We start from the raw sequence: 11,881 nt of genomic DNA, 5'->3' as shown, positions 1-11,881 counted from the left end.
AATTAAATCTCACTTTTTATGGAAATAATAATCATTGCAATGGGGAGTTAGAGGCAGCCGACGGCTGCCTGACTTTTCACGCTCAGTTCTCAAAACACTAAATAGCGTAGGTTTTCTCACAGTCTGATTCTCAATAGTTTTAGATTAATGACTAGGAGTTATGAGAAGATCAGCGTTTGCACCGCTCAATTTATGCGATCGCTATTGAGACAATAACCAGAAATAACTTGTCTACTTATTTTATGTTTACCCTTGAGAATCAAAGCTGGTAAATACAGGTGTGTGTAATTTACTACTTAAATTTTATTATTCTAAGATATAAATAGGGATGTAGCTTTTAAAGCAAAAAAAGTCTTCGTACAAATAAGTAACTTCTTTAGCCCTGAATTAGTCCATCAAAGCTGAAAAATTAACTTTATTTTGGCAATATACATAGCATTTTTAGTGGTTTAATCATCAGATGCTAAAAACACTCAAATTTATATATATAGATGTTTTTGAGTCTTTACTGTCAGAAATGTATACTGCTCTGTAGAGTTATTTATATAAAAAAGTTGAAAGTTAACCATCCGTGAAAGGTTAAGGTAATTGCACATTTGTCAAGAGGGTGCAGGAAAAGGAGATAAATCCAGCTTGGAGACTGGCAATCGTCTGGCTTTGACAACTCCTAAATCTTGATTTTCTAACGCAGCAAAGTACTTAATGGGGTCATCCGCCTTCCCTTTGTCGTAAGCAACACTAAAATGATACAAACCACGAAAAATCATTTCTAAAGAAATGCGGTCAAATGGTAGAGATAATTCATCGGCAACAGCATCTGCTAAATCAATTAAAACAGCATAAAATAACCAAGTTGCCCAGACTTGTAACTTGATACCATTAAGAGAACCAGTCCACAAATAAGACAGTGCCAATAAACGTTTAACTACATAAAAAGCCTCTTCAATTCTCCATCTTCTTCGATATAAATCAGCTACGACGTAGGGAGGTAGTATTTGTGGCTCGAGGATAGAAGTAATATAAGAATAGTTAGTTTTTCCAACTTTTATCTCGATGAAACGTCAAGTCAGTACTGGTGCGCCACCACGACCACTACCAAGTTGAATCAATTGGTCTTTAATAGAATGGTCATAGCTAAAAATCTTTATATATTTAATAGATGCTTTGGCTTTTAAACGAGTAATAAAATGGACTTCTTGATTAATCAGTTGTTGTAAAAATTGGAAATGATAGAAACCTCTGTCAAGTAAAATTAAAGTCTTAGCAGCGACTAAATTTAGTAATGCAGATTCAAAATTTGTGTCAGAAGCAGCAGGATTAGTGTGAAACCAAACTTCGACAGGTAAACGAGTAACTAAATCAATAACTGTACAAATCTTACCTGCGAGTTGACCTTTTTTCATGTCTTCCAGGCTTTTCAGCTTCCGAAATAGAGCTTCTAATGTAGACCCATCAGCTATCCATATTCGTTCAAAATTACAGAGTGCAAATTTAACACTATCTGGCAATGGTCGCTTAAGTCTTTGTTGCCAATTCCGTTGTAATTGAGGTAGTAAATCTTTAAAGACACGTTCAAATAATTCAGATGGGAAAACTAAAAATCTTTCGGAAAGTGATTGTTGTGCAACTTTGGTAACATCACACCATAAGAAACCTTCTCTTGCTAACAATCTATTTAACTCCTGAACGCCAGGAATTTGTCGCCACAATAACGTTAATACTGCTGCCACCATTAACGATAAATTCAGAATCCTGTCTCGACATCCTAACTGCTTATAATATTTTTGTTGAGCAAAAATAGCTGGGGTTAATAAAACTTCTAAATGTTTGGAGATCGCTTCATTATCTATAGTAGGAGTATTATGTCGGTGTGCGTGATCAGAGTTTTGTTTTGGTCGTTTTGGCATGGTGGTAAACCAAATTTTTCATTACCTCGTTTGATAATTGAATTTACCTAAGAATTCAGTCCACTTTTGACAAAGTTATTCTCTCGTTACAATACTGTTTCATATCCTATTTTAATTTGTGAAAGACCTTAAAGATAATGATAATCAAATAGAGGGGGAGGAGGCGAGCGTCGCTCGCCTCCTCCCCCTCTGCCCACACACGATTATCATTCTTATTAAGACTATTTTGAGTATTTTAGCTGATTGACAAAAGGCGCTTTATTCTAACCTCTCACGGATGGGGAGAAACTCGCATCGCTTCACAGAATCAATTTTTGACATAGCCGCACATGGGAAAGTTCATCTAGTATTAATCATTCTAAAGATATTGGCACTGTATGATATGAGTATCTGCGATCGCAGATTGTAGAAAAATATAAACTCGTTGTAGAAATACAGCTGATAAATACTTGTAAATGATCTATTGCTGGAAATTCCAGAATCGAATCATACCCTGTAATTTGGTGTCTGGCTTTTAGTAAATACCACAGGCAATACACTATAAGTCTAAATATTCTTTTGCATTTGATAGGCTTTGGGATTTACACCATATTTTTTCCTAAACGCACTTGCAAACCGACTACGGTTAACATAACCAACAATTTGAGTAATTTGTTCAATTTTCATTTGCCCTGATAGCAGTAATTGCCTGGCTTGTTCCATGCGATAGTCGTGTAAGTAACCAAACACTGTAGTCCCAAAAATTTGACGAAACCCGCGTTTAAGAGTGTATTCGTTAATACCCACTTGTCGAGCTAGATCGATTAATGAAGGTGGATTACCGATATTCCTTAGTAAAATGTCTCTGGCATGATGGATGCAATCAATTTCTTGAAGCCGTACCAGTTTTTCTGTTGGCGCTGCTAATCGATCTACTAGCTTGAGGGATACTAATTCTAGCACTTTGCTTTCCAGATACATTTTGCGTGTTAGTCCTTGATAAGGACAATGAAGAATCTGCTGGAGTGCGATTTGTTTGGCTGGGGTAATTAGACTGGGACGTAGATTAAAATATTCTGGTACACCTGCGATCGCTTTTTCTAAATCTTTTGGTAGTGGTTCCCCATAACTTTCGATCAACATCCTCAGTGTTTCTGGCTTAATTATCAAACTCACCCAACTCAGATTACCAGCTCCATCAACGTTGTTATTCGACTGTGGATAGACACCACCAAAAATATAGTCTTCTCCTGACTTTTTTGGTTGTCCATCACAATCTTGTCCCGATCCAGCTAGAATAAATCCAAATTCTAAACTGTTTTGGTGATGGGCATGAGTAATCCACTTGATTGACTGCGGCAAATAGGTTTCAAAAATTTCGATGATAATGCCTTCACGCAGCGGTATCCAGCGATAACAGCCTTGACCAAGTTCTTGAGGATACCGACAAAGACGATCCTCTTGATGGATTGGATCGATTAATAGTTGTGGATTTGCTGCTTTCCTCAAATCCCAAAAATCGTAAACTGTGATGTTAATTGTCATCGTGTATTGTACTATGCAATCGCTGTGTTTAGATATAGCCGTAGTCACATAGGTTAGGACATTTTAAAAGAGTGAAAGCTAGGAATAGTAATAGTTTTACCTCCAGCATAGCTGCCTCCTGCCTCCTGCTATATATTACATGTGTGCGATCGCCTAATTCATACTTCAATCAAGTTTAAAAATTGCCAAAATAATTGTTCAATAATACTGAACAAGCTTTAGTAAAGAATGAAACTTGCACCAAAGAATGACGTATGCTTTATAGATTGACGATTGATTTTTACGCAAGCAAATCACAGTTGTATTAATATGCAAAGGAATCTCGGTTCTAGTGGGGAACAGTCACTAAAGGAAACGAGGAGTTCTGCTTTTACCCATTACCAAATTTAAAAAACTTTTTCCTAGTTCCCAGTGCACCATTATCCCAGAGGAGGCCTTGATTTCCCAGTCTCTAGAAAGAAGAGTGGCGTTCTTGCCGCCACGAACTAAGCGTTAAGTAAGAGACTCACAAAATGCGACAAATTAAAAGTGCAACAAAGTTTTAAGTACCTCCAACACGATTTTTAAGTACCTCAACACGACTTTTAAGTACCTCAACATCGTGTTGAAGTACTTGAACACAATTTTCAAGTACCTCAACATCGTGTTGAAGTACCTGAACACGATTTTCAAGTACCTCAACATCGTGTTGAAGTACCTGAACACGACTTTTAAGTACCTCAACATCGTGTTGAAGTACCTGAACACGATTTTCAAGTACCTCAACATCGTGTTGAGGTACTTCAACATGACTTCGATGTATGCCCTTGTAATCCCTGCTTCCCCTGCTTCCCCTGCTCCCCCTGCTCTTTTCACGATGATCTCACTTTTTCGCGTTGCTCCCAGTCCGATGCCTGCTCTGGGCTACGCCATCGCTTGATATTGTAGCGACTGTCTTAAAAGTCAAGCGTATTGTCCTATAAGTGAATTGCTCCTTCTGCCTCCTGCCTCTTTCCTTCTGCCTTCATCAATAAAGTCGAGCTAACAGCAGAAAAGTTTGTATCAATCAAGCAGTCAGTACACCAATTAATTTTGAGTAACCATCATCTAACTCACAAATTATCTCAGCTATTTATTGCAAGCGTACAGATACACTACCTGCATGGGCTGGCAAACCTTCTGTTTCTGCTAAGGTGACAGCTGCTTTGCCTATTGTCTGTAATGATTGTTTGCCACATTCTAAAAAAGTAATTCGTTTAAGAAAATCGAACACACTCAAACCAGAGGCAAAGCGGGCAGAACGGGCAGTTGGCAGTACATGGTTGGGGCCACCTAAATAATCACCAATCGCTTCTGGAGTATAGCGTCCTAAAAACACGCTCCCGGCACACTTAATTTGATTAGCAAGCTGTTGCGGGTTTTCTGTGCACAATTCCACATGTTCAGGAGCTAGTTGATTGAGCAATGGTATACTCTCTACCAAATCGCTAACCACAATTACGGCTGCATAATTTTGCCAACTAGCACTGGCAACTTTTCTGGTGGGTAAATCGGCGAGAATTTTCTCAACAGCTTTTATTACTTGTTGCGCGAAAATTTCGGAATCAGTGATTAAAATTGACTGGGCACTAGGATCGTGTTCTGCTTGCGATAGCAAATCCCAGGCAATCCAATCCGGGTTGTTCTGGCTGTCAGCTACCACTAAAATTTCAGAAGGGCCAGCGATGCTATCAATGCCAACAGTGCCAAAGACTTGACGCTTGGCTTCAGCAACATAAGCATTACCAGGGCCAACAATTTTATCCACAGGGGCAATACTTTCTGTACCATAAGCTAATGCTGCGATCGCTTGCGCCCCACCAATGCCATATATTTCTGTAACACCAGCAACTTGAGCAGCAGCCAATACGGCGGGATTAATCTCACCACCAGGCATTGGTACAGTCATGACAATTCTTTCAACACCAGCAATTTTGGCTGGTAAGGCATTCATCAACAAAGAACTCGGATAGCTAGCCCGTCCTCCTGGTACATAAATTCCCACTTGCGACAGCGCTACCCAATTCAATCCCAGTTTTACCCCGACTTCATCAGTATAAGCAATATCTTGTGGTAGTTGTTTTTCATGAAAAGCCACAATCCTTTGAGCAGCAAATTCCAGTGCAGCCAAGACATCAGCAGGACATTGTGCTGCGTGTTCGGCAATAAAAGTTTCGCTTAGATGCAAAGATTGGAGATTGTTGCGGTCAAAGCGGTTAGTATAGTCCTTGACTGCGCCATCACCACGCACTTTCACATCAGCTAGAATCTCACGTACTGTGCCACTAACATCAACTGTAACTTCCCGGCGATCGCTTACAAGAGTTTTGAATTTGACAGAAAAATCTTTGTCGGTAGTTTGAAGTAGCTGCATGGACAGTACCTTAAAAGCAGTGAGGTCAATAATTAGTTTAACTCTTGATTAACTTGTTCGATATGACTGTGTTATGTGCATGACTCTTTTTGGGATGTAAGTTAAAAGCACAAAAGATTATGAGTTAACATCTTATGCAGCAGTCCACTGTAATCTTGACTCTCGTCATGGTATTGATTGCAACAACAGTTGCAGCAGTTATAGTTATCCAGCTTCGAGACATTGCCTATACAGGAGTAACACTCTGGGCATTGGTAGCGATGGCTGCGCCAACGTCTGCGACGAACGCACTCAAGCATTCTGGCAACTCAATACTTAAAAATACCGTATTCGTTTTAGCAATTATCCTAGTTTTAACCGCTACGATTAACAGCTTACGCACCCGAAAAGAACATATTTAAGTGTGATGACATCCCCCCAGCGCTAGTCAAGAGACAACTTTTAGAAGCGTTCATTAAGCACGTGCAATCATGGTCGGTTATTACACATACCAGTCTAATTATTATTAGTCAAAATAGATAGTTAGAGCCATAATCTTCTGAAAATACCAAAATTCATAAAAATGAAAAATATTATCTCGATTGGTTGGAATAACTTGTTAAAACGGCATAAAGAATCTGTTTTACTATTTGACTCAATTGCTGCTGCTAGTGAGATTGCCCTGATGCTTAACGGTCAGTGGGATGGCTGCAATGGTGTAATTGTAGCTTTTAGTGATGAGGTAGCTGTTAAAACTGCTGCCAAACTATTAAAAGCTACATGGTGTTATCAAGGTGCATCAAAAGCTGTTTTAGGCAGAGTAACAGCTGATGAAATTTTACGCCGTTATGCAATAGGAGAAAGAAATTTTGTTAATGCTAATTTGAGGTGTGCAGTACTTACATCAGTGAAGTTAAGTAAAATTAACCTAAGTTATGCCTCGTTGAGTTGGGCAAACTTAAGTCAAGCTAATCTAAGTAAAGCTGATTTAACAGCAGCAGACCTAACTCAAGCCAATTTAAGTGGAGCCGATTTGAGTAAAGCATACCTGATAAGAGCAAACCTAAGTGAGGCAGACCTGCAACAAGCTTCACTTCAGGGAGCTAATCTAAGTAGTGCTAACTTAAGTGAAGTCAACCTCACTGGTGCAGATTTAACAGGAGCTAATCTGTCATTAGCAGACCTCAGAGGAGCAAATTTTCACTTGTGCAATTTGAGTCAGGCTAACTTAACAGATGCCAAGTTAATTGAAAGTGACTTGGCTTTTGCTCAACAATATCCGAACAAATACTAAATTTAATTTATTGTTAGATTTTATACCAAATTTAAAAAAGAATACGACAAATAGACCATTCGTAGAGACGCGATTCATCGCGTCTTGATTCAAGGATGTGTTGCAATCATTAATTGAATTGGTATTAGTAATTAATTGAAGAGAAATTTTAGATTCATCCAAATGAAGGGTTTTAAAATCTCTCAAACTTTCAGTTACCCTGAACATTGAAACACTACTGAAAGATTATTAGCTGGCATTTGGTAAATCTGTTGCAAGATCAGATTTTGTGCCCTAGCTACTGCTATGACATCATCCAAGTTACGCACACCCCACTCTCGGTTTTCAGTGCGTAAATATTCGTCAAAAGCTGCATTACTTGCAGATGTATGTTCTCCACCTTGTTTGAAGGGGCCATATAAATAGAGGATACCTCCTGCTTTTAGAATACGACCTGCCCCTGCCATTAACCCCAGACAAGCTGACCAAGGTGAAATGTGAATCATATTGATGTTGACAATAACGACAATTGGCTTGGTATTCAGCCAATCAAATCTACCATTTTCCACAGCCCAAACTGGTTCTCTTGCATCTAGCTCAAGCGGTGCATAAACGTTATCACATACATTGTGTTCAGTCCATGAAATAATGCTGGCTCTTGATTGTGGATTTACATCGGTTGGAAGCCATTGATAATCTCTGAGCCTGGATGCAAAAAAGACTGCGTGCTCACCAGTACCACTTGCTATTTCTAAAATAGTGCCGCTCTTTGGCAACACTTGTAAAAGTACTTCTAGAATTGGTTCGCGGTTACGCTCGGTTGCCGATGCGTATTTTCGTGCATTTTGTGGTGTCATCTGGATCGTTATATTTATAATTAATATGAATCAGGACTTACGTAAAATCATAAAAAAAACGAACCGCAAAGACAAGGCAGTGCGCCCTTGGGATTCCCCGACTTATTTGCTCTTAGCGTTCCCGTTCGCGCATCGTCTTTGTCAGGAGAAGGGTAGCAACTGCCGTGCAAAGGACACAAATAAATAAGAGTTTCAGAGACTTTTTGCGTAAGTTTTATGAATATAAAACTATAGACATTTCTCAAATATTAAACGAATAACTCGACAAATTTTTACAAAATATTTGCACAAGTCTGAGCAAGTAACTTTTTGCAGGCTTATCGCCATACAACCATTTTATCAAATCACCAGGAGATAACCAAAAACTTTCAATAAAATCATTTTTATTGTACTCTGGGCTACAATAACGCGATGTGCGACTTTTTTTATTCTTATAGAATCTTATCCGTCCTTTCTGGGCAGGCAAGATGCCTACCCCACAATGGAATCAAGGTTTAAGATTTGACTCTGAGTTTAGTGGTAGGATTGCCAAGTTATGGTAGCAAGTACTGGCTCATTCCATTCTGAACCACACCCTGAACTTGCTAATTTGGCATGAATGAAGAGAGAATCTATCAGTCAAGTCAAACTAACTCTCCAAAACGCAATAGTGGATGTTACCGAATTAGTCAAAGTTTCAATTATTCTCTTGCTCGTTGCTACAGGTGTAGCTTTGCTATCCCGGCGGTTGCGAATCCCTTATGTTGTGGGTTTAGTATTAGCAGGTTTGCCCATCACTGAGCTACTATCTCGTCCGATTGGTTTAAATCCAACCCTTGTTTTGGATCTTTTCCTGCCAATTCTCCTCTTTGAAGCTGGTATTAATACAGATGTCAGCCGCCTACGCAGCACTTTTAAACCAATTGCCCTACTTGCTGGGCCTGGGGCTGTGCTTTCCAGCGCGATTATTGCCGTACTGTTGAAATTTGGGCTGGGACTGAGTTGGATACCTGCCTTATTTGTAGGAGTAATGCTGGCAAACACTGATACAGTTTCAATGATTGCCGTCTTCAAGGAAATATCAGTACCCTCGCGGCTTTCCACCATCGTTGAAGGAGAAACTCTATTTAATGATGCTGCTGCCCTGGTTATGTTCAACCTGATTGTGCAAGTATATTCGACAGGTTCACTCACATTTATGGAGGGAATCCAACAACTGTTTGTTATCTCTCTAGGAGGCTGCGTTGTCGGGTTAGTCTTGGGCTACTTGAGTATACCCATATTCGCCCGTTTAGATGATGCTCTTAGCAGTCTTTTGCTGACAGTTGCAGTTGCATTAGGCACTTTTCAGGCTGGAGAATTTCTAGGTGTATCAGGTGCTGTCGCCGTAGTTGTCGCTGGATTAATTTTCGGGAATTTAGCGCTTTCTCGCAATACTTCTGCTTCTAGTCGCATCACCTTGTTGAGTTTCTGGGAATATGCCGGTTTTACCGTCAACACCTTTATTTTTCTGTTGATTGGTGTAGAAATAGACCTGGTAACACTCTGGAGGACTTTACCAGCAATTTTACTTGCAGTTTTGGCTTATCAAGTTGGGCGAGTTCTTACGGTCTATCCACTGCTGGGAGTGGTTCGTTGGTTCGACCGCCCAATTCCGCTACGCTGGCAACATTTACTGTTTTTTGGCAATATTAAAGGCTCACTCTCAATGGCTCTGGCATTGAGTTTACCTACAACACTGCCAGGGCGAGAAGTCTTGATAGCTATAGTCTTCGGCTGTGTGCTGGTGTCGTTAGTGGGACAGGGTTTAAGTTTGCCTTGGGTGGTAAAACGCTTAAAATTATCTAAATTTTCCGAAATTCAACAACAAGTTGAAGAATTACAAGCCCAGTTGATGACGGGTAAGGCTGCACAAGATGAATTAGATAGCCTGTTGAGATCGGGAGTATTACCAAAAGCCGTTTATGAAGAGATGCGTTCAGCTTATCAGGTAAGAATTGCCGGTGCAGAAAAAACACTGCGGGAACTATATAATCGTCGCCCTGATGAGGTGGAAGGTAGAAGTGGCAAGAGCAGTAAACTTGAAGCTATTCGCCGACGTTTATTGCTGGCAGAAAAAGGAGCGCTCAATGAGGCAATGCGGAAGCGAATTCTCTCAGAAGAAATTGTGCGCGGGCGGATACAAACTCTTGATGAACAATTGTTGCAACTAGAAGATGATTAAATATGGGGTATAGGGCATAGGGCATTGGGTATAGGGGAGATAGTCTGGGCTTCGTCGATGAACCTCTAAGCTTTAGCTGATTGATTAGGAACTGCCGCCTTCAGCTAGAGATTGAGTCAGATACTCAATGAATGCATTCCCATGCTTTGCATAGAAACGAGAAAACTTAATTACGAATTACGAATTACGAATTACGAATTACGAATTATTTTAAAGGCGATCGCTTATTATTATTTTGACTTTTAATTACTCTACCAGGACTGATAAAAGAAATTCCTTGTTGAAAGTCAGTGCCAATCATGACTGCTTCCACTATCGGTTCGGATATTTCTGTTTGGGCTACCCACTCGACAATGAAGTTTGCGCCTAAGCCTCCACTGGTGTCATTTCTATTGATAAAAAAATCTGTGGAAGCTAGGGGTTCAAGTTGAATAGGGCGCTCTAAATACTGTTTAACTAGTTTTCCTTCTGAGTTATAGTAGCGCACAGAAGTAATAATAATCGGATTGGTCAAATCTGTATTCCGAATACTAAGCGTAACTGCTAACTCAAAAATCTCTTGGCGATTGTGATGATAGATATGAGAATAGACCGGAACATAAAAAGTTTGACCGCTTGCTATCTTAAAATTATTATCCAGCGTCACTGTTTTTTGCAATGGGGTTGCTGGAATGGCATCGGGTTGTGACTTGAGTGTTGATTCACAAGATGCAAGAATAATAACAGCGATCGCTAAATAAATATATCGATACGGCTTCATCAAAACTCACCAATTTTTTTATATGTGGAGCTAACCCTACCTAATAAACAGTTTAGGTAGGAACTGTACTCAACATCTTTGTTCAATAAAATCAATGACTTGATGTAAAGATCCTGGTTTAGTCACAATCAGCACAGTTGAGTGAGGTTCCAGTATTGTACTACCGTTGGGAATCATCAAATCTTCATGGGGATGGGATTGATAACCAATAATTAGCGAACCAGTAGGGAATTGCGAATCCTGAGCAATTTCGGCAACGCTACGACCAGCAACATAGCAATTGTTGGGGATGGAAAGTTTCAGAACCTCAATCTGTCCCTGCTCAAAATGCATCATTGATTCCACTTGCGGATACTCAATAGCGTTCACCATTGTTGCAACTGATAGTTCAACAGTACTAATAACATGGTTGGCTCCAGCTATCCGCAGTGGTTCGGCAAAGTCGGGGTGGCGCATCCGACTCAAAATATGAGGAGCTCCATAATGTTTAGCAAGAGTTATCATTGCCAAGTTTAAGGCATCACTTCTCAGAACTGCTGCTAAGGAATCGGCTTTGCGAATCCCCGCTTCTAGCAAGACTTCTGTACTCACAGCACTGCCTTCAAAAGCCATTGCTCCCACTTGTTCGCGGGCGTAGCGGCAAGCGATCGGATCGATGTCAATTACAGCAACAGTATGTCCTAGTTCTACCAGTTTTTGCGCTAAACTTAAGCCCACTAAGCCGGCTCCACCGATGAGTACGTACATGAATGCTCCTAATGCTCTTTCACTTCTTACTTCACTTTATAAGCTAACAAAGAATGAAGTATAGTTTGTGAGCCTCGCTCGGTACTCAAACCATAATGCAATAAGCATGGGAGGAATTAGTAAAACTGTGTTGTCTGTGAATTTGGCACAACAAATATATGAATCGTATTTAATTTGTGACCATTGAAAGCTATAGAGTTTTAGCAGATATAGCAGGAGGCAGGAGGCAGAAGGCAGAA

9 protein-coding genes and 1 pseudogene are annotated in these 11,881 nt (G+C 40.0%); 3 read left to right on the top strand and 7 right to left on the bottom strand.

The features are described from left to right. Nucleotides 1-611: 611 nt before the first annotated feature. The 4 genes and pseudogenes from V7K79_RS05295 to hisD all read right to left on the bottom strand — a co-directional run. A pseudogene (locus V7K79_RS05295) lies at nt 612-1,907 on the bottom strand (IS4 family transposase); the annotation flags it as partial. 546 nt (nt 1,908-2,453) lie between these two features. Then, on the bottom strand, nt 2,454-3,431 hold the full coding sequence (locus V7K79_RS05290; protein ID WP_335045375.1) for a helix-turn-helix transcriptional regulator: 978 nt from the start codon (nt 3,429-3,431) through the stop codon (nt 2,454-2,456). 522 nt (nt 3,432-3,953) lie between these two features. Next, nucleotides 3,954-4,286: a hypothetical protein gene (locus V7K79_RS05285; RefSeq protein ID WP_335045374.1), complete on the bottom strand. Its 333-nt coding sequence runs from the start codon at nt 4,284-4,286 to the stop codon at nt 3,954-3,956. A 256-nt stretch (nt 4,287-4,542) separates the two neighbouring features. Beyond that, nucleotides 4,543-5,823, bottom strand: a complete 1,281-nt coding sequence (gene hisD, locus V7K79_RS05280) for a histidinol dehydrogenase (RefSeq protein WP_335045371.1) — start codon at nt 5,821-5,823, stop codon at nt 4,543-4,545. 134 nt (nt 5,824-5,957) lie between these two features. On the opposite strand from hisD, the gene V7K79_RS05275 reads away from it, so the two are divergent. Both V7K79_RS05275 and V7K79_RS05270 read left to right on the top strand, forming a co-directional pair. Then, nucleotides 5,958-6,224 (top strand): hypothetical protein, encoded by a 267-nt coding sequence (locus V7K79_RS05275; protein WP_335045368.1) that lies wholly within the window; start codon nt 5,958-5,960, stop codon nt 6,222-6,224. A 161-nt stretch (nt 6,225-6,385) separates the two neighbouring features. Then, nucleotides 6,386-7,096, top strand: a complete 711-nt coding sequence (locus V7K79_RS05270; RefSeq protein WP_335045364.1) for a pentapeptide repeat-containing protein — start codon at nt 6,386-6,388, stop codon at nt 7,094-7,096. A 194-nt stretch (nt 7,097-7,290) separates the two neighbouring features. On the opposite strand, the gene V7K79_RS05265 is transcribed toward V7K79_RS05270, so the two are convergent. Next, nucleotides 7,291-7,932 carry a DUF938 domain-containing protein gene (locus V7K79_RS05265; protein WP_335045362.1) on the bottom strand — a complete coding sequence of 214 codons (642 nt, stop codon included), beginning with the start codon at nt 7,930-7,932 and terminating at the stop codon, nt 7,291-7,293. Between the two features lie 649 nt (nt 7,933-8,581). Here V7K79_RS05265 and V7K79_RS05260 point away from each other — a divergent pair. Beyond that, a complete protein-coding gene (locus V7K79_RS05260; RefSeq protein ID WP_335045442.1) occupies nt 8,582-10,135 on the top strand; it encodes a cation:proton antiporter in 1,554 nt (517 codons plus the stop codon). A 205-nt stretch (nt 10,136-10,340) separates the two neighbouring features. Here the strand turns inward: V7K79_RS05260 and V7K79_RS05255 are convergent, their stop codons facing one another. Next, nucleotides 10,341-10,895 carry a DUF3124 domain-containing protein gene (locus V7K79_RS05255; RefSeq protein WP_335045360.1) on the bottom strand — a complete coding sequence of 185 codons (555 nt, stop codon included), beginning with the start codon at nt 10,893-10,895 and terminating at the stop codon, nt 10,341-10,343. Between the two features lie 69 nt (nt 10,896-10,964). Then, a complete protein-coding gene (locus V7K79_RS05250; RefSeq protein WP_335045357.1) occupies nt 10,965-11,642 on the bottom strand; it encodes a potassium channel family protein in 678 nt (225 codons plus the stop codon). Between the last annotated feature and the right edge of the window lie 239 nt (nt 11,643-11,881).

This window comes from Nostoc sp. (genome assembly GCF_036917575.1).
Classification (GTDB): Bacteria; Cyanobacteriota; Cyanobacteriia; order Cyanobacteriales; family Nostocaceae; genus Nostoc.
This window is presented reverse-complemented; position numbering and strand designations above follow the sequence as displayed.

What these genes read in the sequence shown, in the direction of transcription:
- V7K79_RS05290 (WP_335045375.1), bottom strand. Translation starts at nt 3,431, where the DNA reads ATGACAATTAACATCACAGTTTACGATTTTTGGGATTTGAGGAAAGCA.
- V7K79_RS05275 (WP_335045368.1), top strand. Translation starts at nt 5,958, where the DNA reads ATGCAGCAGTCCACTGTAATCTTGACTCTCGTCATGGTATTGATTGCA.
- V7K79_RS05265 (WP_335045362.1), bottom strand. Translation starts at nt 7,932, where the DNA reads ATGACACCACAAAATGCACGAAAATACGCATCGGCAACCGAGCGTAAC.
- V7K79_RS05270 (WP_335045364.1), top strand. Translation starts at nt 6,386, where the DNA reads ATGAAAAATATTATCTCGATTGGTTGGAATAACTTGTTAAAACGGCAT.
- V7K79_RS05255 (WP_335045360.1), bottom strand. Translation starts at nt 10,895, where the DNA reads ATGAAGCCGTATCGATATATTTATTTAGCGATCGCTGTTATTATTCTT.
- V7K79_RS05250 (WP_335045357.1), bottom strand. Translation starts at nt 11,642, where the DNA reads ATGTACGTACTCATCGGTGGAGCCGGCTTAGTGGGCTTAAGTTTAGCG.
- hisD (WP_335045371.1), bottom strand. Translation starts at nt 5,823, where the DNA reads ATGCAGCTACTTCAAACTACCGACAAAGATTTTTCTGTCAAATTCAAA.